Origin of the sequence: Klebsiella sp. 4_1_44FAA (assembly GCF_000238715.1) — a bacterium.
GTDB lineage: Bacteria > Pseudomonadota > Gammaproteobacteria > Enterobacterales > Enterobacteriaceae > Klebsiella > Klebsiella pneumoniae.
Genome location: NZ_JH414801.1, coordinates 418,945 through 443,407, shown reverse-complemented (window position 1 = coordinate 443,407; position 24,463 = coordinate 418,945). Strand labels below are relative to the sequence as shown.

The following is a 24,463-nucleotide window of genomic DNA, read 5'->3' as shown; positions in this document are numbered from 1 at the left end:
CGCCGGGTCTGTCTTCTCTTTTTTCATGAACAGATGTTAATCCGCATTTAAATCCCTCAATCCTTGCAGGGGATTCTATAAGCTACCCGCCCTCTTTTTAGCAACTCAGAACTAACATCATACTTTTCATGAATATATACCACCGTTTGATGTTGGTTACGCTGCCATTCGCCTCTGTTCAGATTTGCGCGGCCGCGGAACCAACGGCGCCGCTCGAACCGGCGTATGCCTATCACGGCGCAGAGCCCGCGGATCTGCCGGCGCCAGAAAGTCGCCAGCCTGCGGCCGCAGCATCGTCCTCGCTACTCCCTTTGCTAGGCGATGAGGCCAGAAAGCGCGGCTACGTCCTGCCGCTGCCGTTTGGCGTCAGCATTAACTATATGGATATGCGGCAGAATATTAATGTCGACAGCATAAACTTCACCGGGCTGTCGCTGGATGGCCGCAATATCGATTGCGGTAAGGATCCTGTCTGCAAGCACGCCGTGAATAACATTTTCGCTAATGGGCCGGTCTCGCTGGATAACGCTTTCCAGATTGGCGTCGGTCATACGCGGGAAAGCAGCAAAACCGAGACGCTCAAGCTGGATGCCTGGCTGCTGCCGTTTATGAACGTTTATGGCCTGGTGGGGCACACCGAAGGGCATTCAATTTCGCAGATAGCTGTCGGCCTGAAGGGACCGAACGGTAAAGTGGTGCCCCTGCCGGGGATGCAGGATCTCGACTTTCGTCTCGATTTTAAAGGTACTACCTACGGGATGGGCACCACCCTGGTGGGCGGCGTCGGCAATTGGTTTACCGTGCTGGACGCCAACTACACGCAAACGCGCTTTGATATCCTCGACGGCAGCATCGATGCGCTTACCTTTTCGCCGCGCGTTGGCTATCGTTTCAGTACGCCATCGGTCGATGCGCTGCATCTCCCCGCCGGAAAGCTAAATCTGTGGGTTGGCAGCATGTATCAGGATGTGCAGCAGGAGTTTAAAGGCAGCCTCAGCGATCTCTCGATGCCGTCGCCGATGCTGCAGAATATGGTTAATCTGGCCAACCAGGACAATAACGGTCGCTTCGATGTGAAGCAGCATCTGCAGTCGCCATGGAACGTTCTGGTGGGCGCGCAATACGAGCTGACGCAGAATTTTAATATTACTACCGAGTTTGGCTTTGCCGAACGTAACAGTTTCTTTATTGCCGGCGAGTATCGCTTTTGAGCCGACTGTTTATCACTTTTCTGCTGCTGATGGTCTGCCCGACAGGCAGCCAGGCCGAGGCGCTCAGCCGCGAGAAAATCGACGGCTGGCTGCAGCATCTCGGCGCCAGCGATAAGTTCGACGCCAGCAAAGGCATCGACTGGGGCGTGATGCCCGGTCCGTTCTATACGCCGGAACTAGGGTTGGGCATTGGCACCGCTGTCGTCGGCCTGTATCGTCCCGACCCGCAGGATACCACCAGCCAGAACTCGACCCTGACGCTCAGCGGCTACGCCAGCTCTACCGGCGCCTTTGGCCTCAACGTGAAAAACTACACCTTTTTCGATCGTGATCTGTGGCGCGTTTTTGTCGACGGGTCGATAGCCAATACGCCCACTTATTATTGGGGGCAGGGTTTTCATGCCGGAGATAAAGACAATGAAAAAGAGAAGTATACCGCCCAGGTACTGACCCTGCGACCCACACTTTATCGGCAGCTTATCGATCATGTTTATCTCGGGGCGGGATGGTCGCTGGCGGCGCAGAATGCCGATGAGATGGACCATGACGATCGGCCGAAGATAGAAAACACTCCGCAGGGGCCGTCGGTATTCAGCTCCGGCGCCAGCATCGATATCAACTGGGACGATCGCGACTTTGTCCCTAACCCGCGCCGGGGTCAGTATGCCAACCTCCGCTATACCCACTATGCGCCCGGATTAGGTAGCGATACCCGCTTTGAGGAATTTCAGCTGCACTATAGCCATTATCATGCCCTGAGCGAGAAAAGCGTGCTCGCCTGGGAGGCCGATGGCGCCTTCACCCAGGGCGAGGTACCGTGGAGCATGATGCCGCTGCTCGGCAGCGATGAACGGATGCGCGGCTACTACCAGGGGCGCTACCGGGATAAAAACGTCGTCAGCGGTCAGCTGGAATATCGCCGGCAGCTCACCTGGCGGCACGGGATTGTCGCCTGGGCCGGGGCGGGAACCATGGGGCCCTCACTGTCGTCGCTGAATAATGGCCGCTGGCTGCCTTCGGCGGGCGTTGGCTACCGCTTTGAATTCAAACCTCGCGTTAATGTTCGCCTCGACTACGGTATCGGCAATGGCAGCAGCGGCTTTTACTTCCAGGTCGGCGAAGCGTTTTAACGCCTCCTCCCCTTAATTTTCTCTCTTATCGCCTCTTGTCAGGGCCGCTGCGCTTTAGTTTTCATGAATTGTTCTTTTTGTGATCCAAATTGTAGTACAACACAATAATGTTGTACTACATTACGCTCATGTTGATAACGTACAGCATCATGTTAGTAGTACAAACATGAGGCGAAATTCAGCAGCGACGGTAAAGTAGAGCAGTACACATAGAGCACAAGGACTCTCCATGACTCTCAATAAGACCGATCGCATTGTGATCTCGCTGGGCAAACAGATCGTCAGCGGTAAATACGTCCCGGGTTCGGCGCTTCCGGCCGAAGCGGAACTCTGTGAGGAGTTTGAAACCTCGCGCAACATCATTCGTGAAGTGTTTCGTTCCCTGATGGCGAAGCGGCTGATTGAAATGAAGCGCTATCGCGGCGCGTTTGTCGCTCCCAGAAACCAGTGGAACTACCTCGACACCGAGGTGCTGCAGTGGGTACTGGAAAATGACTATGACCCGCGTCTTATCAGCGCGATGAGTGAAGTGCGCAACCTGGTTGAACCCGCCATCGCGCGTTGGGCGGCGGAACGCGCCACCTCAAGCGATCTAGCGGAAATCGAGTCGGCGCTCAATGACATGATCGCCAACAACCAAAACCGGGATGCCTTTAACGAAGCGGATATTCGCTACCACGAGGCGGTGCTGCAGTCAGTACATAACCCGGTTTTACAGCAGCTTAGCGTGGCGATCAGTTCGCTGCAGCGGGCGGTATTTGAACGGACCTGGATGGGCGATGAAGGCAACATGCCGAAAACCCTCCAGGAACATAAAGCGCTATTTGACGCCATTCGGCATCAGGATAGCGACGCGGCGGAGCAGGCGGCGTTGACGATGATCGCCAGCTCGACACGAAGGCTTAAGGAAATCACATGACGGCTCGCTACATCGCAATAGATTGGGGATCGACGAATTTACGCGCCTGGCTTTATCAGGGCGAAGAATGCCTGGAAAGCAGGCAATCTGAAGCAGGCGTAACGCGCCTGAATGGTCGCTCTCCCGCTGCGGTGTTAGCGGAAATCACCCAGCACTGGCGCGATGGCGCCACGCCGGTGGTGATGGCAGGGATGGTCGGCAGCAACGTGGGCTGGAAAATCGCCCCTTATTTGCCGCTTCCTGCCGCTTTCTCGGATATTGGCCAGCAGTTAACTGCCGTTGGCGATAATATCTGGATAATTCCCGGACTTTGCGTTTCCCGTGACGATAACCATAACGTCATGCGTGGGGAAGAAACGCAGCTGCTGGGCGCTCGCGCCTTAGCCCCTTCGTCTGTCTACGTGATGCCGGGAACCCACTGCAAGTGGGTACTGGCCGATCGCCGGCAAATTCACGATTTTCGTACCGTTTTGACCGGTGAATTGCATCATCTGTTGCTTCAGCACTCGCTGGTGGGCGCCGGCTTACCGCCGCAGGAAACGTCCGCTGCCGCATTCGCGGCAGGTCTGCAGCGCGGTATCAACAACCCCGCCGTCCTGCCGCAGCTGTTTGAAGTTCGCGCTTCGCACGTGCTGGGCGCGCTGCCTCGCGAGCAGGTTAGCGAATTTCTTTCCGGCCTGCTGATTGGCGCTGAAGTTGCCACCCTCAGCGACACATTCGCCGGACAGCAGGCGATCAGTCTCGTCGCTGGGTCATCGTTAACATCCCGCTATCAGCAGGCATTCGCCGCCATTGGCCGCGAAGTCAGCGCGGTTGCGGGCGATACGGCATTTCAGACAGGAATAAGGAGCATCGCTTATGCAGTGGCAAACTAACCTTCCACTTATCGCTATCCTGCGCGGTATTACGCCAGACGAGGCGCTGGCTCACGTTGGCGCCGTTATCGAGGCCGGTTTCGACGCGGTTGAAATCCCGCTGAACTCGCCGCAGTGGGAGAAAAGTATTCCGCAGGTCGTCGACGCTTACGGCGAGCAGGCGCTTATCGGCGCGGGCACCGTGCTGCAACCGGAGCAGGTCGACAGGCTGGCGGCCATGGGCTGTCGGCTGATTGTGACGCCAAACATTCAACCGGAAGTGATCCGGCGAGCGGTGGGTTACGGCATGACCGTGTGTCCAGGCTGCGCCACCGCCAGCGAAGCCTTCAGCGCCTTGGATGCCGGTGCGCAGGCGCTAAAAATTTTCCCGTCATCGGCTTTTGGCCCGGATTACATCAAAGCGTTGAAAGCCGTGCTGCCGCCCGAGGTTCCGGTCTTTGCCGTTGGCGGCGTGACGCCGGAAAACCTGGCGCAGTGGATTAATGCCGGCTGTGTTGGGGCAGGATTGGGTAGCGATCTCTATCGTGCCGGCCAGTCGGTTGAACGTACCGCGCAGCAGGCAGCCGCATTCGTAAAAGCGTATCGAGAGGCAGTGAAATGAAAATAACCAATATCACCACGTACCGTTTACCTCCGCGTTGGATGTTCCTGAAGATTGAAACCGATGAAGGCATCGTCGGCTGGGGCGAACCGGTGATTGAAGGGCGCGCCCGTACGGTGGAGGCAGCCGTTCATGAATTTGGCGATTACCTGATTGGTCAGGATCCGGCGCGGATTAATGACCTGTGGCAGGTAATGTACCGCGGCGGCTTTTATCGCGGCGGCCCGATTATGATGAGCGCCATCGCCGGTATTGATCAGGCGCTATGGGATATTAAAGGTAAGGTCCTGAATGCCCCGGTGTGGCAACTGATGGGCGGGCTGGTGCGCGACAAAATTAAAGCCTATAGCTGGGTGGGCGGCGACCGTCCCGCCGAAGTGATTGACGGGATTAAGAAGCTGCGCGGCATTGGTTTCGACACCTTTAAATTAAACGGCTGCGAAGAGATGGGTATCATTGATAATTCCCGCGCGGTTGATGCCGCGGTGAATACCGTGGCGCAAATCCGTGAAGCGTTTGGCAATGAAATTGAGTTTGGTCTCGATTTTCACGGCCGCGTTAGCGCGCCGATGGCTAAGGTATTAATTAAAGAGCTGGAGCCATATCGCCCATTATTTATTGAGGAGCCGGTATTAGCCGAGCAGGCGGAATATTATCCGCGGCTGGCGGCGCAAACCCATATTCCCATTGCCGCCGGCGAACGTATGTTTTCGCGCTTTGAATTTAAACGGGTCCTGGAAGCGGGCGGGGTGGCTATTTTACAACCCGATCTGTCGCACGCAGGCGGTATTACCGAATGCTATAAAATTGCCGGCATGGCGGAAGCCTATGACGTTGGGCTGGCGCCGCACTGTCCGCTGGGGCCGATCGCGCTGGCAGCCTGTCTGCACGTTGATTTCGTTTCGCATAACGCGGTCTTCCAGGAGCAGAGCATGGGGATCCATTACAACAAAGGCGCCGAACTGCTTGATTTTGTGAAAAACAAAGAAGATTTCAATATGGAAGGCGGCTTCTTTAAACCTCTGATGAAGCCGGGGCTGGGCGTGGAAATTGATGAGGCCCGCGTGATTGAGTTAAGTAAAAACGCGCCGGACTGGCGAAATCCGTTGTGGCGGTATGAGGATGGATCTGTCGCCGAATGGTAAATGCGCGTCATACTTCGCACTGGTGATGCGTTGGCTGCATTTTCTTACCCTGATCACATACTATTGTATGCTCCCAGGGATGCGAAAATTTGCCGCCTTTCCCCAGCACGAATTATTTAGCGCATCGCAACATAGTTATTAATAAAAAACAAAAACACCCTCTGTAAATTACCGGGCATGGTGAGCGGCTTCGCTATGCCCAAAATCTGGAGACAGATTGCGATGGATATTTCAGTTACCGCTGTAAAAACCGGGCGTCGCCGTTATCTGACGCTCATCATGATCTTTATTACCGTGGTTATTTGTTATGTAGACCGTGCCAACCTCGCCGTCGCCTCGGCGCATATTCAGGAGGAGTTTGGTATTAGCAAAGCGGAAATGGGCTACGTATTTTCCGCCTTTGCCTGGCTGTATACCCTCTGCCAGATCCCTGGCGGTTGGTTCCTTGACCGCGTGGGATCCAGGCTTACCTACTTTATCGCTATATTTGGCTGGTCGGTGGCGACGTTGCTACAAGGCTTCGCCACCGGTTTAATGTCGCTTATCGGTTTACGCGCCATTACCGGCATCTTCGAAGCGCCAGCCTTCCCGACCAACAACCGCATGGTGACCAGCTGGTTCCCGGAGCACGAGCGCGCTTCCGCCGTCGGGTTTTATACCTCGGGGCAATTTGTGGGTCTTGGCTTTCCTCACGCCGCTGCTGATCTGGATCCAGGAGCTATTGAGCTGGCACTGGGTGTTTATCGTTACCGGCGGTATCGGCATTATCTGGTCGCTGATCTGGTTCAAGGTTTATCAACCGCCACGCCTGACTAAAAGCATCAGTAAAGCCGAACTCGACTATATCCGCGACGGCGGCGGCCTGGTGGATGGCGATGCGCCGCTGAAGAAAGAGGCGCGTCAACCGTTATCGAAAGCGGACTGGAAGCTGGTTTTTCACCGCAAGCTGGTTGGCGTTTACCTTGGACAGTTCGCGGTAACCTCGACGCTGTGGTTCTTCCTGACCTGGTTTCCGAACTACTTAACCCAGGAAAAAGGCATCACCGCGCTGAAGGCCGGCTTTATGACCACGGTGCCCTTCCTCGCCGCGTTTTTTGGCGTCCTGCTGTCTGGTTGGCTGGCGGATAAGCTGGTGAAAAAAGGCTACTCGCTGGGCGTGGCGCGCAAAACGCCGATCATCTGTGGACTGTTGATCTCCACCTGCATCATGGGGGCAAACTACACCAACGACCCCATCTGGATCATGGCGCTGATGGCGCTGGCGTTCTTCGGTAACGGTTTTGCGTCTATCACCTGGTCGCTGGTCTCCTCCCTGGCGCCGATGCGCCTGATCGGCCTGACCGGCGGGGTGTTTAACTTTGTTGGCGGCCTGGGCGGCATCACCGTCCCGCTGGTGATTGGCTATCTGGCGCAGGATTACGGCTTTGGCCCGGCGCTGGTTTATATCTCCGTGGTGGCGTTAATAGGCGCGCTGTCTTATATCCTGCTGGTCGGCGATGTGAAACGTGTAGGCTAATTTTTTGCGATACGCTACCCTGATGCGTAAGTCTCGCATCAGGGTATCGTCATGAAACAAGTCACTTTTGCTCCCCGTCATCACCAGCTTACCAATATTAATACCTGGACTCCCGACAGCCAGTGGCTGGTATTCGACGTTCGTCCGTCCGGCGCATCGTTTACCGGCGAAACCATTGAGCGAGTGAACGTAAACAGCGGTACTGTGGAGACCATTTATCGTGCCACGCAGGGCGCGCACGTGGGCGTGGTAACCGTGCATCCAACCCAGGAGCGCTATGTGTTTATTCATGGCCCCGAGCGGCCGGATGCGCAGTGGCAGTATGATTTTCATCATCGCCGCGGGGTGGTGGCCTTTCAGGGGGCTGTCGAGAATCTGGACGCCATGGACATTACCCCCCCCTACACGCCCGGCGCGCTGCGCGGCGGCAGCCACGTCCATGTCTATAGCCCCAACGGTCAGTTTGTCAGTTTTACCTACAACGATCACGTGCTGCACGAGCGCGATCCGGCGCTGGATCTGCGCAACGTCGGCGTGGCGGCGCCCTATGGACCGGTGACGCCGCAGGGACAGCATCCGCGCGAATATGGCGGCAGCCACTGGTGCGTGCTGGTAAGCCGCACGACGCCGGCACCCGCGCCGGGCAGCGATGAGATTAATCGCGCCTATGAGGAGGGCTGGGTCGGGAACCATACTCTGGCGTTTATTGGCGATACGCTGGCGGAAAATGGCGATAAAGTGCCTGAGCTGTTTATTGTCGATCTGCCGCAGGATGAAGCCGGCTGGAAGCAGCCTGGCGGGGCGCCGCTGGCCGGTACCGCAACCACAATGCCGGCGCCGCCGGCGGGCGTCAGCCAGCGTCGTTTGACCTTCACCCACCATCGCCGCTACCCGGGACTGGTGAACGTCCCGCGCCACTGGGTGCGCGCCAATCCCCAGGCGACGGCGATAGCCTTTCTGATGCGCGACGACGCCGGCGTAGTGCAGCTGTGGCTTATTTCCCCGCAGGGGGGCGAGCCGCGGCAGTTGACGCATCACGCGTCGGGTATCCAGTCGGCGTTTAACTGGCATCCGTCGGGAGAGTGGCTGGGTTTTGCGCTGGAGGATCGGATTGCCTGCTGCCATGCCGGTACGGGAGATATCACCTTTTTAACCGATACGCATGCGCATGCGCATGCGCCCTCGGCGGACGCGATCGTCTTTTCGCCAGACGGTAAACAGATTGCCTGGATGGAGGAGGTGGACGGTTATCGTCAGCTGTGGCTTACGCAGACCGGACGATAACTTACTGGGCAGGCATCGGCGCTGGCGGGATCACCGAGTTGGTCGCCAGCGTAGCCTTCTCGCTCTTTTCGACCCGAGATTTGATTGAGCTGTCGGTGCGGAACATATCCCACGGCAGCAGCAGGGTATCCATGACGGCGGTGAACGGCATGTCCAGCGCCACCAGCGATTTCACACCCCAGTTGGTATCGCTGTCCCCCAGCGTTTGCGCACTGGATCGCGTGCCCGGATAGGTTCCCTCTTTGCCACCGGTATGTGACATTACGCTGGAGCAACCGCTCAGGCTTATTATCCCGCTGAACAGGACCAGCTTTAACAGTCGTCTGCTTTTCATTGTTCTTCCATTGTCGTTTCGGGCGTTGAGATAACCTTTCAGCGGTTATATCGGGCCATCCCGTGAATGCATAGTGTTATTGCGCCGCACTGTGGCGGGCATCGCACTTTGCTTTTTGTGCTCCTCCACCCAGTCTAAGCAATCATCGATAAACTGCAAAAAAAATTGCCCTCAATCCCTTGAAAAGGACGGGGAGAAACCCATTTTATAGGTGTAACCCACTGAGAATACGCCTGAGGGGTATTCCGGATTACCGCGGCCTGTCCACGATGGAAGGTCATTTGATTCTCGCTGATTTTCAGGAGCTATTTACTATGCGTAACTTCGATCTTTCCCCGCTATATCGTTCAGCCATTGGTTTCGACCGCCTGTTCAACCTACTGGAAAACAATCAAAGCCAGAGCAACGGCGGCTACCCTCCGTATAACGTCGAGCTGGTAGACGAAAACCACTATCGCATCGCTATCGCGGTGGCTGGCTTTGCTGAAAGCGAGCTGGAGATCACTGCCCAGGACAATCTGCTGATCGTCAAAGGCGCCCACGCCGCCGAGCAGAAAGAGCGGACCTACCTGTATCAGGGGATCGCCGAGCGCAACTTCGAGCGCAAATTCCAGCTGGCGGAAAACATTCACGTCCGCGGCGCCAATCTGGTGAACGGCCTGCTGTATATCGATCTGGAACGGGTGATCCCGGAAGCGAACAAGCCGCGCCGCATCGAAATCAACTAATTGTCCGTTTCAGGCCGCGTGGCGGCCTGATGTAACAACCTGCTCGCCGTCAGGGAGCAGATGCGAATTTACAGAATTCGCAGGTATTCACTCGCTTCTTAGAAGGAGAAAACAGTATGCGTAACTACGATTTATCCCCCCTGCTGCGTCAGTGGATCGGTTTTGACAAACTGGCCAGCGCCCTGCAAACCGCCGGTGAAAGCCAAAGCTTCCCGCCCTATAACATCGAAAAAAGCGACGATAACCACTACCGCATTACCCTTGCGCTGGCCGGTTTCCGTCAGGAAGATCTGGATATTCAACTGGAAGGCACCCGTCTGGTGGTGAAAGGCACGCCGCAGCAGCCGGAAAAAGAGACCACATGGCTGCACCAGGGGTTGGTGAGCCAGGCCTTCAGCCTGAGCTTCACCCTCGCCGACAACATGGAGGTCTCTGGCGCGACCTTCACCAATGGCCTGCTGCATATCGATCTGACCCGCAATGAGCCTGAGCAGATCGCCCCGCAGCGTATCGCCATCAGCGAACGACCGGCATTAAATAGTTAATTAAGCGAATAACTTATAAAGCCCCGATTTTCGGGGCTTTTTTGTGTGCGAGAGCACAATAAACTTCCTTGCTGCAACGGGTGTTTCAGTTTAAAAAACAATCATACTTTGGGACTCACTCAAACAAGGATACGTTATGAACGAACAGCAGCCATTTGAAGCGATTAGAAAGAGCGATGAGGCGGGGCGGGAGTATTGGTCTGCCCGCAACCTTGGTCCCCTGCTTGACTATAAAGAGTGGCGGAATTTTTATAAGGTCATTGCAAAAGCGATAATTTCATGTGAGGCGAGTGGTCATCCCTCGGCAGACCATTTTGTTGAAACCAACAAAATGGTCGAATTAGGTTCTGGCGCCAGCAGGAATCTTGAAGATTTCCACCTCTCACGCTACGCCTGCTATCTGGTAGTGCAAAATGGCGATCCGTCGAAACCGGTGATTGCTGCGGGGCAAACGTACTTTGCCTTGCAAACCCGGCGCCAGGAATTGCAAGATGATCAAATATTTAAGTCTCTACGAGAGGATGAAAAGCGACTGTTCCTGCGCAATGAGCTCAAAGAGCATAATAAACATCTGGTTGAAACGGCCCAACGTGCTGGTGTTGAGACGACTCTTGATTTTGCTGTCTTTCAAAACCATGGTTATAAAGGTCTCTATGGTGGTCTTGACCAAAAAGCAATCCATGAGCGTAAGGGCCTAAAGAAAAGCCAAAAAATACTCGACTATATGGGATCGACTGAGCTCGCGGCCAACCTGTTTCGTGCTACCCAAACGGAAGAAAAACTACGTCGGGACGCGGTTGATTCGAAGCAACTCGCCAACAAAACGCATTATGACGTAGGGCAAAAAGTACGCCAGACTATTAAAGACCTGGGTGGCACTATGCCTGAAGCACTTCCTTCCCCGGAGAAAAGTATTCAGCAACTCACTATCGCAGCGAAAAATAAGAACGCGCCTGAGTAGCGTATCTTACTCCATGATTATTGTGCGCCAGGCAGCATACAATCCGCCTGGCCGCGGTCATAATCCCTGTTAATAATAATGTTATTCACAGGGACGGTACCATGAGTGAGATAGCATTGACGGTCAGCGTGCTGGCGCTGGTGGCGGTGGTTGGGTTGTGGATCGGCAATGTCAAAATCCGCGGCGTTGGCTTTGGTATTGGCGGCGTGTTATTTGGCGGCATTATCGTCGGCCACTTTGTCGATCAGGCGGGCGTCGCCCTCAGCAGCCCGATGCTGCATTTTATTCAGGAATTCGGCTTGATCCTGTTCGTCTACACCATCGGTATTCAGGTGGGGCCGGGCTTTTTCGCCTCGCTGCGGGTCTCAGGCCTGCGGCTCAATCTGTTCGCTATCCTTATCGTTATCCTCGGCGGCCTGGTGACCGCGGTGCTGCATAAGCTGTTCAATATTCCTCTCCCGGTGGTGCTCGGTATCTTCTCCGGTGCGGTGACCAACACGCCGGCGCTGGGGGCCGGGCAGCAAATTCTGCGCGATCTCGGCGTACCGTTCGAGGTGGTCGATCAAATGGGGATGAGCTACGCGATGGCGTATCCGTTCGGCATCTGCGGCATTCTGCTGACCATGTGGCTGGTGCGTCTGTTCTTTCGCATCAATATCGAGAAAGAGGCCCAGCGGTTTGAGGAGAGCAGCGGCAACGGCCACGCTCATTTGCACACCATTAACGTGCGGGTAGAGAACCCCAACCTCAACCAGATGGCGATTCAGGATGTGCCGATGCTCAACAACGACAACATCGTCTGTTCGCGGCTGAAACGCGGTGAGCTGTTGATGGTGCCTGCGCCGGGCACCCTTATCCAGGCTGGCGACCTGCTGCACCTGGTGGGGCGACCTGAGGATTTGCACAATGCGCAGCTGGTGATAGGCCAGGAGGTGGCGACCTCGCTGTCGACGCGCGGCACCGATCTGAAAGTGGAGCGGGTGGTGGTCACTAACGAAAAAGTGCTGGGGAAGAAAATACGCGATCTGCACGTCAAACAGCGCTATGACGTAGTGATCTCCCGGCTTAACCGGGCAGGCGTCGAGCTGGTAGCCAGCAGCAGCGCCAGCCTGCAGTTTGGTGACATCCTCAACCTGGTCGGCCGTCCGGAGGCAATTGACGCCGTGGCCGCCGAACTGGGTAACGCTCAGCAGAAGCTGCAGCAGGTCCAGATGCTGCCGGTGTTTATCGGCATCGGACTCGGGGTACTGCTGGGATCTATCCCGTTGTTTATTCCCGGCTTCCCTGCCGCATTGAAGCTGGGACTGGCCGGTGGGCCGCTGATTATGGCGCTGATCCTTGGGCGTATCGGCAGTATCGGCAAGCTGTACTGGTTTATGCCGCCGAGCGCCAACCTGGCGCTGCGCGAGCTGGGGATAGTGCTGTTTCTGGCGGTGGTCGGGCTAAAATCGGGGGGTGACTTTGTCGCCACCCTGACCCAGGGCGATGGTCTGAGCTGGATCGCTTACGGCATTTTCATCACCGCCATCCCGCTGCTGACGGTGGGCATCCTCGCGCGCATGCTGGCGAAAATGAACTATCTGACGCTGTGCGGCATGCTGGCCGGCTCCATGACTGACCCGCCGGCGCTGGCCTTCGCCAACAACCTGCACGCCACCAGCGGCGCAGCGGCGCTCTCTTACGCCACCGTCTATCCGCTGGTGATGTTCCTGCGCATTATCACCCCGCAGCTACTCGCCGTGCTGTTCTGGGGGCTAAGCTAGCGGGCTTTGCGCCTGGACGCGGCGCAGGTGATAGTCCACCTGATACTCGCTGGCGTTGCGGAACATGACCGAATAGTTAAGAAACTCGCCGCTGTCGCTGTAGGAAAGGGAGGTAATACGCAGCAGCGGCGTCTGCTCCGGGACGTTCATTGAGCGCGCCAGCTGCTTGTCCGCCAGCACTGGCGTCAGCGTTTCATAGTTCCCGCTGATGATGATCCCGCACTCTTTCTCAATATAATCAAATTTCGACCCTTCCAGATGACTCAGCGACAGGTTGCGGAACAGCTTCACCGGCATATAGCTATCCTCCAGCATCAGCGGCTTGCCGTCGACGTAGCGCACCCGCCGTGAGAAGTAGATCCGTTCATCAATTTTAATCCGCAGCAGACTGGCGATGGCCGGCGGGGCGGGCATCACCTCGAAGGCCAGCACCTGACTCACCACCTCTTTACCCTGCTTGCGCAGCACTTCCGCCAGGCCGGTCAGATTGCTGGTTTCATGATGGACGTCTTTACGCGCCACGTAAGTTCCCGAGCCGTGGCGACGCACAACCAATCCCCAGTCCACCAGCAGATCGATGGCTTTGCGAATAGTCATGCGCGCCACTCCGAACTCCTCGGCCAGTTTTTTCTCTCCTGGTAGCGGGCTGCCGATGGCGAAGTCGGCGGAATTCAGCCGCAGCCGCAGGCGGTCAGCAATGGATTTGTAGATCACCAGTAGTCCTCTTGTGCAGGAAAAGGGGATGTCGCTTTGTGCTCTTTTTTCTAAAAAAGTAGGTTAATTACAATCAATTAAGACACATTCATTTAGTTAATTTCGCTGCCTGACTTATCGATGTCTAACTTTTGTTATCGAAGTAGACAACTTTGGCCAAATTAAAACCATGAATGGGATCACGAATCGCAACGGCGCGGCATGTTGTCGGACGGGCAAATTTTTATTCTCCAGTCAGGCCGGTAATCAAGAAAAAGAAGGCCACTCACCCTACGAGTTGTTACATGAGGATTTCCCAATGCTCAGTCAAATACAACGCTTTGGCGGCGCCATGTTTACCCCGGTTTTATTGTTCCCTTTTGCCGGGATTGTGGTTGGTATCGCCATCATGCTGCGCAACCCGATGTTCGTCGGCGAAGCGCTGACCGCACCCGACAGCCTGTTTGCCCAGATCGTTCACATCATTGAGGAGGGCGGCTGGACCGTCTTTCGTAATATGCCGCTGATTTTCGCCGTCGGTCTGCCGATCGGCCTGGCGAAACAGGCCCAGGGCCGGGCCTGTCTGGCGGTGCTGGTGAGCTTTCTCACCTGGAACTACTTTATCAACGCCATGGGGATGACCTGGGGCCACTTCTTCGGCGTCGATTTTTCCGCTGAACCCACGGCCGGCAGCGGCCTGACGATGATTGCCGGGATTAAAACCCTCGACACCAGCATTATCGGCGCCATCGTCATCTCCGGTCTGGTGACGGCCCTGCACAATCGCTATTTCGATAAACCCCTGCCGGTATTCCTCGGCATCTTTCAGGGTTCATCGTTTGTGGTCATTGTCGCCTTCCTCGCGATGATCCCTTGCGCCTGGCTGACCCTGCTCGGCTGGCCAAAGGTCCAGCTGGGTATTGAATCGCTGCAGGCCTTTCTGCGCTCAGCCGGGGCGCTTGGGGTGTGGGTTTACATCTTCCTTGAGCGCATCCTGATCCCCACCGGCCTGCACCACTTCGTCTATGGCCCGTTCATCTTTGGCCCGGCGGTGGTGGAGGGCGGACTGCAGGTCTACTGGGCAGAGCATCTGCAGGCGTTCAGTCAGAGTACGGAACCGCTGAAGACGCTGTTCCCGGAGGGCGGCTTTGCCCTGCACGGTAACTCGAAAGTGTTTGGTTCGGTGGGGATTGCGCTGGCGCTCTACTTCACTGCCGCGCCGGAAAACCGCGTCAAGGTCGCCGGCCTGCTGATCCCCGCCACCCTGACCGCGATGCTGGTCGGGATCACTGAGCCGCTGGAGTTCACCTTCCTCTTCATCTCGCCGCTGCTGTTCGCCGTTCACGCGGTGCTGGCGGCGACTATGGCGACGGTGATGTACATCTGCGGGGTAGTAGGCAACTTCGGCGGCGGCCTGCTCGATCAATTCTTGCCGCAAAACTGGATCCCAATGTTCCATCACCACGCTTCGATGATGTTCATTCAGATAGGCATCGGCCTCTGTTTCACCGCCCTCTACTTCGTAGTCTTCCGTACCCTGATCCTGCGTCTGAACCTGAAGACGCCTGGCAGGGAAGAGAGCGAAATCAAGCTCTACAGCAAGGCAGATTACCAGGCGGCACGAGGTAAAACCACGGCCGCCGCCGCGCCAGAGACCCGGCTGGGTCAGGCCGCTGGCTTCCTGCAGGCCCTCGGCGGCGCCGACAACATTGAAAGCATCAACAACTGCGCCACCCGACTGCGCATCGCGTTGGTCGATATGGCGAAAACGCAAAGTGACGACGTCTTTAAAGCGCTGGGCGCCCACGGGGTAGTACGCCGCGGCAACGGGATTCAGGTCATCGTCGGCCTGCACGTTCCCCAGGTGCGCGACCAGCTGGAAAACCTGATGAAAGATTCTCTTTCGACCGAACATACCACCATGACGGAGGCAGTATCATGAAAAAATTCTCAGTTGTTATCGCAGGCGGTGGCAGCACCTTCACCCCGGGCATTGTCCTGATGCTGCTGGCAAACCAGGATCGTTTTCCGCTGCGGTCGCTGAAATTTTATGACAACGACGGCGCGCGCCAGGAGACCATCGCCGAGGCGTGCAAAGTGATCCTCAAAGAGCAGGCGCCGGAGATTGAGTTCAGCTATACCACCGATCCGCAGGCGGCGTTTACCGATGTTGATTTTGTCATGGCGCATATCCGCGTCGGGAAATATCCGATGCGTGAACAGGATGAGAAAATCCCGCTACGCCACGGCGTGCTGGGCCAGGAGACCTGCGGACCGGGCGGGATCGCCTACGGTATGCGCTCTATCGGCGGCGTGCTGGAGCTGGTGGATTATATGGAAAAATATTCGCCGAACGCCTGGATGCTTAACTACTCCAACCCGGCGGCGATTGTGGCGGAAGCCACTCGTCGTCTGCGGCCGAACGCCAAAATCCTCAACATCTGCGATATGCCGATCGGCATTGAAGGGCGGATGGCGCAGATTATCGGCCTCAAAGACCGTAAACAGATGCGCGTGCGCTACTACGGCCTCAACCATTTTGGCTGGTGGACCTCGATTGAGGACCTCGACGGCAATGATTTGATGCCGAAACTGCGCGAATATGTGGCGAAATACGGCTATGTGCCGCCCTCGAACGATCCGCACACCGAGGCCAGCTGGAACGACACCTTTGCCAAAGCGAAAGATGTGCAGGCGCTGGATCCGCAGACCATGCCGAATACCTACCTGAAATATTATCTGTTCCCGGACTATGTGGTAGCCCACTCCAACCCGGAACGCACCCGCGCCAATGAGGTGATGGATCATCGGGAGAAAAACGTCTTCAGCGCCTGCCGGGCGATCATCGCCGCCGGGAAATCCACCGCCGGCGATCTGGAGATTGACGAGCATGCCTCCTATATCGTCGATCTGGCGACGGCTATCGCCTTTAACACGCAGGAAAGGATGCTGCTGATTGTGCCGAACAATGGCGCGATCCATAACTTTGACGCCGACGCGATGGTGGAGATCCCTTGTCTGGTAGGCCACAACGGACCGGAGCCGCTGACGGTCGGCGACATCCCGCATTTCCAGAAAGGGCTGATGAGCCAGCAGGTGGCAGTGGAAAAACTGGTGGTCGATGCCTGGGAACAGCGCTCTTACCACAAGCTGTGGCAGGCGATTACCCTGTCGAAAACCGTGCCGAGCGCCTCGGTGGCGAAAGCGATCCTCGACGACCTCATTGCCGCCAACAAAGATTACTGGCCTGAGCTGCATTAATCCCCGTTGTAATACCGGCGCCCTGCGGGGCGCCGGTTCTTCTCCCCGGTTCCTGATTTACGCTATGCTGAAGCCTGCAGCGCGATGAACAAGGAACTGTAATGAAAATCTCCCGCCTCGGCGAAGCGCCGGATTACCGCTTTTCGCTGGCTAACGAACGCACCTTTCTGGCATGGATCCGCACGGCGCTCGGTTTTCTCGCCGCCGGCGTCGGCCTTGACCAGTTAGCGCCGGACTTTGCCACGCCGCTGATCCGTGAAATTCTCGCCCTGCTGCTGTGTCTCTTTGCCGGCGGCATGGCCATCTATGGCTATCTGCGCTGGCTGAATAACGAGAAGGCGATGCGCCTCAAGCAGGACCTTCCCTATACCCGCACGCTGCTGGTGATTAGCATTCTGCTGCTGGCGGTGGTGGCCGCGGTGATGCTGCTGGTGGTGTATGGCGGATAAACGCCGGGCGCGGCGGGAAAGCGATCCCGGTCTTCAGCCAGAGCGCACCTCGCTGGCCTGGTTTCGCACCCTGTTGGGCTACGGCGCGCTGATGGCGCTGGCGATTAAGCACAGCTGGCACCGCGCCGGCCTGCCGTTCTGGCTGTCGATCGGCGTACTGGCGATTGTGGCGGTGATCCTCTGGGGCTATACCCGCCGTCGTCATCTGATGGATGTCGACGATAGCGATTTTTTACAGCCGCGGGCGGTTCGTGACAAATTTTTGATCGCACTCGCAGTACTTTCTCTGGCATTCCTGTTTGCTGTTACTCACCTTCAACCGATCGTTTTATTCATTAGGGATATGTCATGACAGGATGTCCGGCGAATTTGCCTCTCACTCATGCCCCCGGCCAGCAACATGACACTCCCTTTCAGGCTGTCGTGGTGGAGGCGCATCATTGCCATCAACCGCAGGCGTTCTATGCGCAGCTTCGTCAACAGGGGCTCACCGCTATCCATTTTATTCCGCAGCTGGCGGCCGGCGACGCCGCGCTTTGGGGAGAGTTTCTCTGCGCAGTCTTTCACCGCTGGGTGCGGGAAGATATTGGGCGCATCAATATTTTACTGTTTAGCGAGACGCTGAGCGCCTGGTGCGGCGAGACGCTGACCCAGCCAGGCGCGCCGGCGGCCAACAGCACCTGCTACGGCTGCCCGTGGCTGCGCCTGTGCCGCTGTGGCGAACAGGAAGACCCGCTGTGCGCGGGTTACCGGCAGTTCTACGATTTTAGCGGGCCCTATATGCGAGTGATGCGGGACCTGCGGCGACAGCAGCGGCCGCCAGAGGCGCTGATGCCGCTGCTGCGCTAAAGATTAGCGCCCCTTCGCCAGGTACTGCGCCATTTCCTCTTCCGGCACCATGCCGCCGCCGGTGGCCCACACCAGGTGGGTGGCCTGCTGCAGCTGTTGCTCACTCAGCCCCTGCAGCTGATGGTACGCTTTGCTGGCGCAGACCCGCTGCGCTCCGGCCATCCCGGCCAGCGCGGAGGGTTCAAGGCGGATATTTTCCGCTGCCGCCAGCCAGCCCAGCATGTCATACATCGTCTGGTCGTCAAGGGTATAGAACCCGTCGAGCAGGCGCTCCATTGCCCGGCCAACGAACCCGGACGCCCTGCCGACCGCCAGACCGTCGGCCGCGGTCAGGTTATCAATGCCTAAATCCTGCACCGCTATCTGGTCGTGGAGCCCGGTATAGACGCCGAGCAGCATGCATGGCGAATGGGTCGGTTCGGCGAACAGGCAGTGAACGTGGTCGCCGAAGGCCAGCTTCAGGCCAAATGCCACGCCGCCGGGGCCGCCGCCGACGCCGCACGGCAGATAGACGAACAGCGGATGATCGGCATCGACCACGCGTCCTGCTTGCGCGAACTGCGCTTTCAGGCGCTCGCCGGCTACGGCATAGCCGAGGAACAGCGTGCGCGAGTTTTCATCATCGATAAAAAAGCAGTTCGGGTCGGATTCCGCTGCCTTGCGCCCCTGTTCGACCGCCACGCCATAGTCCTCTTCATACTCAACCACCGTTACGCCGTGGCTGCGCAGTTTGGCTTTTTTCCACGCCCTGGCATCGGCGGACATATGCACCGTGACTTTAAAACCAATGCGCGCGCTCATGATGCCGATCGACATCCCAAGGTTGCCGGTGGAGCCGACGGCGATGCTGAACTGGCTAAAGAACTGTTTAAACTCCGGCGTCAGCAATTTGCGATAATCGTCTGCGGTCGTCAGCAGCCCGGCTTCCAGCGCCAGCTTTTCCGCATGGGTCAGCACTTCATAAATCCCACCGCGCGCTTTGATTGATCCGGAGATCGGCAGATGGCTGTCTTTTTTCAGCAGCAGTTCGCCGCTAATTGGCTGGACGAATTTTTGCTCAAGGCTGCGTTTCATTGCCGGAATGGCAACCACTTCTGATTCGATAATCCCGCCGCTCGCGGCGGTTTCCGGGAAGGCTGCCGCCAGATAGGGCGCGAAGCGCTGAAGGCGGGCATGGGCGTCTTGCACATCGTCGGCGGTCAGACCGACGTAAGGCAACCCCTCCGCCAGGGTGGTGGTTGCCGGGTTAAACCAGGTGGTTTCTTTCAGGGCGATCAGATCCTGCACAAGCGGGAAGGTCGCGGTTAAGGTGGTCAGGTCAGCGTGTTTCATCATACGTCTCTTTGCGCTCAGATAATGAAAGAAAGCAGGAAGGTGGCGGCCAGTGCAAGTAGCGACGCGATAAATGTCGCTGTCGTGTAGTACTTGAACGTTTCACTGAGGCTGGCGCCGCAGTACTGTTTTACCAGCCAGAACAGGGAATCGGTGACGATCGTGCAGCCAATGGCGCCGGAACCGATGGCAATGGCGATGATCTCCGGGCTTACGCCGAGATAAAGCGGCAGCATCGGGGCAACGATGGCGGTAGCGCCCATCATCGCCACGGTGGCGGAGCCAACGGCGGCGTGAAGGATCAGGGCCACCAGCCAGGCCAGCAAAATCGGGTGCATATCAAGGTTCGACAGGATCACCGCGAGGCTATCGGCCAGGCCGCTGGATTTCAAAATCGCGTTGAATGCGCCGCCGGCGCCGATAATCAGCAGGATGTTGGCGATGGACCCAAAGCCGTTTTCGGTATGAGTCAGCAGAACGCCCATCCCCATTTGCCGACGGATGCCGAGCATGTAATAGGCGACAAAGACGGCGATAAACATCGCGGTGATGGGGTTGCCGATAAATTCCAGCACTGTATACAGCGTGCCGCCTTTCGCCATATTCAGTTCAGCGACGGTTTTCACCAGCATCAGGCCAATCGGTAACAGCACGGTAAACAGCGTAGCGCCGAGCGACGGCAGCGTCGATTCTTCGCGAACGTCGAGGTTGGAAAACTCGGCTGGCACTGGTTTAAACGGCAGGCGGTTGCCGAGCAGCCTGAGGAACAGCGGGCCGCCGACCAGCGAGGCGATCAGACCGACCAGCAGGCCATAGACGATAACCGTCCCGATATCAGCGCCCAGTTTATTCGCCACGAACAGCGCGGCCGGATGCGGCGGTACCACGCAGTGCACCGCCATCAGCGCGGTACACAGCGGAATAGCCAGTTTCAGCAGCGAAGTATTGGTTTTTTTGGCGATGGAGAATGCCAGCGGGATCAGCAGCACCACCCCGACTTCGACAAACAGGGTAATGCCGCAGATCAGGCCGACCAGCACCATAATCACATCCGCCGACAGCCAGCGGCAGCGCTGGAGCGTCAGGCCGATGCGCTCCGCCGCGCCGGAGACCTCCATCATCTTGCCGAGAATGGTGCCGAGACCGATCACCGCCGCCAGGAAGCCCAGCGTACCGCCGATCCCGCTCTCAATGGCGTTGACCATCTCCAGCGGGCCCATTCCCATCATCGCCCCGACGAAAAAGCTTGCCAGCAGCAGCGCCAGAAACGGATGAAACTTCAGTTTGACGATGGTTAATACAATTAACACGATGCTAATCAGCAATGTGCTCACAACCCAAATTTGCGATTCCATACCCCACCTCGCCGTAAGTAACGTGTGGTTATTGAACAGAAACTCGGCATGGGCTGACAAACGATATAAATGACCTTTCAGATGAGCCAGATTGAATCAAAAAGGTGATTTAGCTCTAAAAGTGACCTCTAAATATGCTATGGGTCAAATTAAATCATCCTTTAGCGGAAGTTCCGGCATTATTTTTTTATCATCCAGACTCCCTTTTATCGCCAGGAGCGCAGAATGGATGTGCTAAAAACCTTAGGTACCCGGTTGCTGAACGGCTGGCAGCTCTCCAGGCTGTCGACGTTTGAGGTGGCGGCGCGGCACGAGTCGTTCGCCCTTGCCGCCGACGAGCTGGCGCTCACCCCAAGCGCCGTCAGTCACCGGATTAATCAGCTGGAAGAGGAGCTGGGGATCCAGCTCTTTGTCCGCTCGCACCGCAAAGTGGAGCTGACGCGTGAAGGGAAGCGCGTTTACTGGGCGCTGAAGGCGTCGCTGGATGGTCTCAATCAGGAGATTCTGGACATCAAAAACCAGGAGCTCTCCGGCAGTCTGACGGTCTACTCGCGGCCCTCTATCGCCCAGTGCTGGCTGGTGCCGGCGCTGGGGGATTTCAGTCGCCGCTACCCGGCCATCTCGCTGACCGTGCTGACCGGCAACGATAACGTCAACCTGCAGCGGGCGGGTATCGATCTGGCAATCTATTTTGATGACGCGCCGTCGTCGCAGCTAAGCCACCATTTTCTGATGGATGAGGCGATCGTGCCGGTATGTACGCCGTATTACGCCCGCCAGCTGCAGTTAACGTCAAATCCTGCCAGTCTGCGCCACTGTACGCTGCTTCACGATCGCCAGGCATGGAGCAATGATTCCGGCACCGATGAATGGTTCAGTTGGGCACAGCAATTTGGAATTGAACTGCCGCAATCGTCGGGCATTGGCTTCGATCGTTCTGATTTAGCGGTGATTGCGGCGATGAATCATGTCGGGGTAGCGATGGGGCGTAAACGGCTGGTGCAGAAGCGGTTAGAGAGCGGCGAGCTTATCGCGCCGTTCGGCGATATGACGCTGAAATGCCATCAGCATTATTACGTGACCACCCTGCCGGGCCGCCAGTGGCCGAAAATCGACGCCTTTATCGAGTGGCTGCATAGCCTGACCTGAAAAAGAGCCGGGCTATCCCTCGGAGTTGTTGGGCAGGCCGGGTAAGGCGTGAGCCGCCACCCGGCAAAATGACGGCACTGCGCATGCGCGGGCCGGCAGACGACCAGTCCGGTAGCCCGGATAAGGCGTCAGCCGCCATCCGGGGAACGGCCGCCGCGCTTATACCGGCTGCTGATGGTGGGTAAAGCGCGAGGCCAGCGGCAGCCAGCACAGCAGAATCAACAGGCCCATCAGCATCATCAGCAGGCCGAGGCTGCCCTGACCGGTTTGCGGCATCATCGCCGACAGCCAGGCCAGCACGCCGGAGCCGATATTCTGCAAGCCGCCCACCAGCGCCCCGGCGGTTCCGGCGAGGAACGGGAACGGCTCCATCGCGCCGCTGGTGGCCAGCGGGAACAACATCCCGGCGCCGAAGAAGAACAGCGCCGCAGGCACCAGCAGGGTCCAGACGGTCATGATGCCCAGCAGCCCTGGGATCCACATCATCAGACCTGCCAGCAGGCAGCAGATCACCGACTGCCACATCAGGGTCGGGAAACGCTTGTTCGGCCGGCCGGCAAACCACGCCCCGAAGAACGCCGCCGGGATCGGCAGAATAAACAGAATACTCACCGCCATGCTGCTCAGGCCGAGCACCGCGCCCATCAGCACTCCGGAGCAGGCTTCGAATACCGCAATCCCCGCCAGGCCGCCGATCAGCATCAGCAGATAGCAGTTAAAGGCGCCGGTGCCGAACAGCGTTTTGTAGCTGGCCAGAAGTTTGGTGCGCGGCGCCCCTTCCGGGCGCGTTTCCGGCATCCACTTCGCCATGCTGAAGGTCACCCCGGCGCACAGGACCAGCAGGAAAGCGTAGCAGGCGCGCCAGCTCCACAGGGTGTCGAGGATGCCGCCGAGCAGCGGGGCAATCAGCGGGCTGACCAGAATACCCATATTTAACAGGCTATTGGCATGACGCAGCTGAGCGCCTTCGTACAGGTCGCGGGGCAGGGTACGCGCCATCACGCCGCCGACCCCGGTGCCCATCCCCTGCATGGCGCTGGCGGCGATCAGCACTGGCAGGCTATGGGTGGTAATAGCTACCAGCGTCGCCAGCATAAAAATCGACATCCCGACGAGGATCACCGGTCGGCGACCGACGCGGTCAGAGAGCGGGCCGTAGAACAGCTGTGAAATACCGTAGGTCAGCAGATAGGCCGCCATCACGCTTTGTACCGCCCCTTCGCGGACGTTCAGCGCGACCGCCATGTCGGCGATGGCCGGAATATAAATGGTCTGCGCCATCTGGCCGACGGCCACCAGCAGTACCAGCATCAACAACAAATTGAAGTTCTTATGCCGTTTCATGTCGATGAATACTTTGCGAGTAAAGAGAAATGAAGAATATGTGACTGGCACATCCCGTAAACGATGGAGGAATCTACCATATTAAAATGACAGAACAACTGCAAAGTGCCGATTGTTGAGGGAATTCCAGGCAGATTATGTAAACAGGAACGGCAACTAATGTTGCCATCTCAGGCTACGCCAGGCGCAGGAGGATCGCCCCGGCGGCAATCCCGCAGGCGGCCACGATGCGCAGCGGCATCAGTTGCTCTTTCAGGACGATAAAGGCGATCAGCGCGCCGAAGAGAATGGAGGTTTCACGCAGCGCGGCGACCACCGCCAGCGGGGCCTGGGTCATCGCCCATAGCGCCAGGCCGTAGGAGCCCATGGTGCCGATCCCGCCGAGGATGCCTTTTTTCCAGTGCTGACGTAAATAACGACTGGCCTCACGCCGTCGCGCCACCATCGCCCAGCACAGCAGGCAGAAGCCGTTCATAAAAAAGGTCCACAGGGTGTAGCCCAGCGCCGAGCCCGCCAGCCGGACGCCGGTGCCGTCCACCAGCGTATAACCGGCGATAAAGCAGGCGTTGATCAGCGCCAGCACGATGCCTTTGCGCGAGCTGGCGCGGCCGTTAAAGGCCATCGCCAGAATCGCCAGGCAGATGACGCCGATACCCAGCCAGGCCAGCGGCGACAGACGATCGCCGAGGAACAGCACGCTTATCGCCGCCACCAGCAGCGGCGCAGTGCCGCGCATCAGCGGATAGGTCTGGCTCATATCCGATACCTGGTAGGTCTTCGCCACCAGCACCGTATACACCACCTGTAACGCGCACGACGCCAGCAGATAGGGGGCGCTGACCAGCGCGGGCTGCGGGGCAAAGGGGAGCATCACCAGGGCGATCAGCGCGGCCGAGCCGCTGACGCCGATCGCCGCGTACATTTTATCGCCGCTGGCTTTGACGATAGCGTTCCAGCTGGCGTGCAGCAGGGCGGCGAACAGCAAAATGCAGAATACGGTGAGGGTCATCGCAGACAGG

The 24,463-nt window shown here is 57.6% G+C and carries 24 protein-coding genes, 1 pseudogene and 1 other annotated feature; of the genes and pseudogenes, 19 read left to right on the top strand and 6 right to left on the bottom strand.

Annotated features, from left to right (window positions below):
• Positions 1 to 128 precede the first annotated feature (128 nt).
• The 8 genes and pseudogenes from HMPREF1024_RS10690 (at position 129) to HMPREF1024_RS10720 (ending at position 8,681) form a co-directional block, all read left to right on the top strand.
• Positions 129 to 1,211, top strand: a complete 1,083-nt coding sequence (locus HMPREF1024_RS10690; protein WP_009485044.1) for a hypothetical protein — start codon at positions 129 to 131, stop codon at positions 1,209 to 1,211.
• Positions 1,208 to 2,341 carry a BamA/TamA family outer membrane protein gene (locus tag HMPREF1024_RS10695; protein ID WP_009308840.1) on the top strand — a complete coding sequence of 378 codons (1,134 nt, stop codon included), beginning with the start codon at positions 1,208 to 1,210 and terminating at the stop codon, positions 2,339 to 2,341. The genes HMPREF1024_RS10690 and HMPREF1024_RS10695 overlap by 4 nt, the downstream gene beginning before the upstream one ends.
• A gap of 229 nt (positions 2,342 to 2,570) precedes the next feature.
• Positions 2,571 to 3,260 carry a D-galactonate utilization transcriptional regulator DgoR gene (gene dgoR, locus HMPREF1024_RS10700; RefSeq protein WP_004145084.1) on the top strand — a complete coding sequence of 230 codons (690 nt, stop codon included), beginning with the start codon at positions 2,571 to 2,573 and terminating at the stop codon, positions 3,258 to 3,260.
• Positions 3,257 to 4,135 (top strand): 2-dehydro-3-deoxygalactonokinase, encoded by an 879-nt coding sequence (locus HMPREF1024_RS10705; RefSeq protein ID WP_004145083.1) that lies wholly within the window; start codon positions 3,257 to 3,259, stop codon positions 4,133 to 4,135. Before dgoR ends, HMPREF1024_RS10705 begins: the two co-directional genes overlap by 4 nt.
• Entirely contained in the window at positions 4,119 to 4,736 is a 618-nt protein-coding gene (locus HMPREF1024_RS10710; protein WP_004187992.1) for a 2-dehydro-3-deoxy-6-phosphogalactonate aldolase, read from the top strand. The genes HMPREF1024_RS10705 and HMPREF1024_RS10710 overlap by 17 nt, the downstream gene beginning before the upstream one ends.
• A complete protein-coding gene (dgoD, locus tag HMPREF1024_RS10715; protein ID WP_004150286.1) occupies positions 4,733 to 5,881 on the top strand; it encodes a galactonate dehydratase in 1,149 nt (382 codons plus the stop codon). Before HMPREF1024_RS10710 ends, dgoD begins: the two co-directional genes overlap by 4 nt.
• A 177-nt stretch (positions 5,882 to 6,058) precedes the next feature.
• A pseudogene (locus HMPREF1024_RS0126705) lies at positions 6,059 to 7,397 on the top strand (MFS transporter).
• A gap of 51 nt (positions 7,398 to 7,448) precedes the next feature.
• Positions 7,449 to 8,681 (top strand): DUF3748 domain-containing protein, encoded by a 1,233-nt coding sequence (locus HMPREF1024_RS10720; RefSeq protein WP_009308838.1) that lies wholly within the window; start codon positions 7,449 to 7,451, stop codon positions 8,679 to 8,681.
• A 1-nt stretch (position 8,682) separates the two neighbouring features.
• Here the strand turns inward: HMPREF1024_RS10720 and HMPREF1024_RS10725 are convergent, their stop codons facing one another.
• Positions 8,683 to 9,015 (bottom strand): YceK/YidQ family lipoprotein, encoded by a 333-nt coding sequence (locus tag HMPREF1024_RS10725; RefSeq protein ID WP_004151524.1) that lies wholly within the window; start codon positions 9,013 to 9,015, stop codon positions 8,683 to 8,685.
• 245 nt (positions 9,016 to 9,260) lie between these two features.
• Positions 9,261 to 9,336: a sequence feature (ROSE (Repression Of Heat Shock gene Expression) occurs in the 5'-region of heat shock genes and acts as an RNA thermometer to modulate expression.), on the top strand.
• Between HMPREF1024_RS10725 and ibpA the strand changes: the two genes are divergently transcribed.
• From ibpA to HMPREF1024_RS10745, 4 genes are all read left to right on the top strand, one after another.
• Positions 9,330 to 9,743 (top strand): small heat shock chaperone IbpA, encoded by a 414-nt coding sequence (gene ibpA / locus HMPREF1024_RS10730; protein ID WP_004151523.1) that lies wholly within the window; start codon positions 9,330 to 9,332, stop codon positions 9,741 to 9,743. Its footprint overlaps the feature before it by 7 nt.
• 116 nt (positions 9,744 to 9,859) lie before the next feature.
• Positions 9,860 to 10,288 carry a small heat shock chaperone IbpB gene (ibpB, locus tag HMPREF1024_RS10735; protein ID WP_004145074.1) on the top strand — a complete coding sequence of 143 codons (429 nt, stop codon included), beginning with the start codon at positions 9,860 to 9,862 and terminating at the stop codon, positions 10,286 to 10,288.
• A 136-nt stretch (positions 10,289 to 10,424) separates the two neighbouring features.
• Complete coding sequence (gene dinD / locus HMPREF1024_RS10740; RefSeq protein WP_009308837.1) at positions 10,425 to 11,249, top strand: DNA damage-inducible protein D; 825 nt, start codon at positions 10,425 to 10,427, stop codon at positions 11,247 to 11,249.
• A gap of 101 nt (positions 11,250 to 11,350) precedes the next feature.
• Entirely contained in the window at positions 11,351 to 13,012 is a 1,662-nt protein-coding gene (locus HMPREF1024_RS10745; protein ID WP_004187999.1) for a putative transporter, read from the top strand.
• On the opposite strand, the gene HMPREF1024_RS10750 is transcribed toward HMPREF1024_RS10745, so the two are convergent.
• Positions 13,004 to 13,726 (bottom strand): GntR family transcriptional regulator, encoded by a 723-nt coding sequence (locus HMPREF1024_RS10750; RefSeq protein ID WP_004151520.1) that lies wholly within the window; start codon positions 13,724 to 13,726, stop codon positions 13,004 to 13,006. The two genes, HMPREF1024_RS10745 and HMPREF1024_RS10750, sit on opposite strands and share 9 nt — an antisense overlap.
• A 298-nt stretch (positions 13,727 to 14,024) precedes the next feature.
• On the opposite strand from HMPREF1024_RS10750, the gene HMPREF1024_RS10755 reads away from it, so the two are divergent.
• From HMPREF1024_RS10755 to HMPREF1024_RS10775, 5 genes are all read left to right on the top strand, one after another.
• Complete coding sequence (locus HMPREF1024_RS10755) at positions 14,025 to 15,647, top strand: alpha-glucoside-specific PTS transporter subunit IIBC (protein WP_002923307.1); 1,623 nt, start codon at positions 14,025 to 14,027, stop codon at positions 15,645 to 15,647.
• Entirely contained in the window at positions 15,644 to 16,966 is a 1,323-nt protein-coding gene (locus HMPREF1024_RS10760) for a 6-phospho-alpha-glucosidase (RefSeq protein WP_009308836.1), read from the top strand. The genes HMPREF1024_RS10755 and HMPREF1024_RS10760 overlap by 4 nt, the downstream gene beginning before the upstream one ends.
• Before the next feature lie 101 nt (positions 16,967 to 17,067).
• Entirely contained in the window at positions 17,068 to 17,415 is a 348-nt protein-coding gene (locus HMPREF1024_RS10765) for a YidH family protein (protein ID WP_002923305.1), read from the top strand.
• Positions 17,405 to 17,767: a DUF202 domain-containing protein gene (locus tag HMPREF1024_RS10770; protein ID WP_002923304.1), complete on the top strand. Its 363-nt coding sequence runs from the start codon at positions 17,405 to 17,407 to the stop codon at positions 17,765 to 17,767. The genes HMPREF1024_RS10765 and HMPREF1024_RS10770 overlap by 11 nt, the downstream gene beginning before the upstream one ends.
• 74 nt (positions 17,768 to 17,841) lie before the next feature.
• Positions 17,842 to 18,264 carry a hypothetical protein gene (locus tag HMPREF1024_RS10775; protein ID WP_002923302.1) on the top strand — a complete coding sequence of 141 codons (423 nt, stop codon included), beginning with the start codon at positions 17,842 to 17,844 and terminating at the stop codon, positions 18,262 to 18,264.
• 3 nt (positions 18,265 to 18,267) lie between these two features.
• Here the strand turns inward: HMPREF1024_RS10775 and dsdA are convergent, their stop codons facing one another.
• Both dsdA and dsdX read right to left on the bottom strand, forming a co-directional pair.
• Positions 18,268 to 19,596, bottom strand: coding sequence for a D-serine ammonia-lyase (dsdA, locus tag HMPREF1024_RS10780; RefSeq protein ID WP_009308835.1), 1,329 nt, complete (start codon positions 19,594 to 19,596; stop codon positions 18,268 to 18,270).
• A 17-nt stretch (positions 19,597 to 19,613) separates the two neighbouring features.
• A complete protein-coding gene (gene dsdX, locus HMPREF1024_RS10785) occupies positions 19,614 to 20,951 on the bottom strand; it encodes a D-serine transporter DsdX (protein ID WP_009308834.1) in 1,338 nt (445 codons plus the stop codon).
• Between the two features lie 91 nt (positions 20,952 to 21,042).
• Here dsdX and HMPREF1024_RS31345 point away from each other — a divergent pair, with 91 nt between their 5' ends.
• A complete protein-coding gene (locus tag HMPREF1024_RS31345) occupies positions 21,043 to 21,189 on the top strand; it encodes a hypothetical protein (protein WP_032451378.1) in 147 nt (48 codons plus the stop codon).
• Positions 21,177 to 22,100: a DNA-binding transcriptional regulator DsdC gene (dsdC, locus tag HMPREF1024_RS10790; protein WP_004150274.1), complete on the top strand. Its 924-nt coding sequence runs from the start codon at positions 21,177 to 21,179 to the stop codon at positions 22,098 to 22,100. The genes HMPREF1024_RS31345 and dsdC overlap by 13 nt, the downstream gene beginning before the upstream one ends.
• Before the next feature lie 159 nt (positions 22,101 to 22,259).
• Here the strand turns inward: dsdC and emrD are convergent, their stop codons facing one another.
• Entirely contained in the window at positions 22,260 to 23,444 is a 1,185-nt protein-coding gene (gene emrD, locus HMPREF1024_RS10795) for a multidrug efflux MFS transporter EmrD (protein ID WP_004181587.1), read from the bottom strand.
• Between the two features lie 175 nt (positions 23,445 to 23,619).
• Positions 23,620 to 24,453 (bottom strand): DMT family transporter, encoded by an 834-nt coding sequence (locus tag HMPREF1024_RS10800; RefSeq protein WP_002923296.1) that lies wholly within the window; start codon positions 24,451 to 24,453, stop codon positions 23,620 to 23,622.
• Positions 24,454 to 24,463 lie beyond the last annotated feature (10 nt).

What these genes read in the sequence shown, in the direction of transcription:
- HMPREF1024_RS10710 (WP_004187992.1), top strand. Translation starts at nt 4,119, where the DNA reads ATGCAGTGGCAAACTAACCTTCCACTTATCGCTATCCTGCGCGGTATT.
- HMPREF1024_RS10770 (WP_002923304.1), top strand. Translation starts at nt 17,405, where the DNA reads ATGGCGGATAAACGCCGGGCGCGGCGGGAAAGCGATCCCGGTCTTCAG.
- HMPREF1024_RS10755 (WP_002923307.1), top strand. Translation starts at nt 14,025, where the DNA reads ATGCTCAGTCAAATACAACGCTTTGGCGGCGCCATGTTTACCCCGGTT.
- HMPREF1024_RS10705 (WP_004145083.1), top strand. Translation starts at nt 3,257, where the DNA reads ATGACGGCTCGCTACATCGCAATAGATTGGGGATCGACGAATTTACGC.
- dinD (WP_009308837.1), top strand. Translation starts at nt 10,425, where the DNA reads ATGAACGAACAGCAGCCATTTGAAGCGATTAGAAAGAGCGATGAGGCG.
- HMPREF1024_RS10720 (WP_009308838.1), top strand. Translation starts at nt 7,449, where the DNA reads ATGAAACAAGTCACTTTTGCTCCCCGTCATCACCAGCTTACCAATATT.
- HMPREF1024_RS10690 (WP_009485044.1), top strand. Translation starts at nt 129, where the DNA reads ATGAATATATACCACCGTTTGATGTTGGTTACGCTGCCATTCGCCTCT.
- HMPREF1024_RS10800 (WP_002923296.1), bottom strand. Translation starts at nt 24,453, where the DNA reads ATGACCCTCACCGTATTCTGCATTTTGCTGTTCGCCGCCCTGCTGCAC.
- emrD (WP_004181587.1), bottom strand. Translation starts at nt 23,444, where the DNA reads ATGAAACGGCATAAGAACTTCAATTTGTTGTTGATGCTGGTACTGCTG.
- HMPREF1024_RS10765 (WP_002923305.1), top strand. Translation starts at nt 17,068, where the DNA reads ATGAAAATCTCCCGCCTCGGCGAAGCGCCGGATTACCGCTTTTCGCTG.
- dsdX (WP_009308834.1), bottom strand. Translation starts at nt 20,951, where the DNA reads ATGGAATCGCAAATTTGGGTTGTGAGCACATTGCTGATTAGCATCGTG.
- ibpA (WP_004151523.1), top strand. Translation starts at nt 9,330, where the DNA reads ATGCGTAACTTCGATCTTTCCCCGCTATATCGTTCAGCCATTGGTTTC.
- dsdC (WP_004150274.1), top strand. Translation starts at nt 21,177, where the DNA reads ATGGATGTGCTAAAAACCTTAGGTACCCGGTTGCTGAACGGCTGGCAG.
- dgoR (WP_004145084.1), top strand. Translation starts at nt 2,571, where the DNA reads ATGACTCTCAATAAGACCGATCGCATTGTGATCTCGCTGGGCAAACAG.
- HMPREF1024_RS10760 (WP_009308836.1), top strand. Translation starts at nt 15,644, where the DNA reads ATGAAAAAATTCTCAGTTGTTATCGCAGGCGGTGGCAGCACCTTCACC.
- dsdA (WP_009308835.1), bottom strand. Translation starts at nt 19,596, where the DNA reads ATGAAACACGCTGACCTGACCACCTTAACCGCGACCTTCCCGCTTGTG.
- ibpB (WP_004145074.1), top strand. Translation starts at nt 9,860, where the DNA reads ATGCGTAACTACGATTTATCCCCCCTGCTGCGTCAGTGGATCGGTTTT.
- dgoD (WP_004150286.1), top strand. Translation starts at nt 4,733, where the DNA reads ATGAAAATAACCAATATCACCACGTACCGTTTACCTCCGCGTTGGATG.
- HMPREF1024_RS10745 (WP_004187999.1), top strand. Translation starts at nt 11,351, where the DNA reads ATGAGTGAGATAGCATTGACGGTCAGCGTGCTGGCGCTGGTGGCGGTG.
- HMPREF1024_RS10725 (WP_004151524.1), bottom strand. Translation starts at nt 9,015, where the DNA reads ATGAAAAGCAGACGACTGTTAAAGCTGGTCCTGTTCAGCGGGATAATA.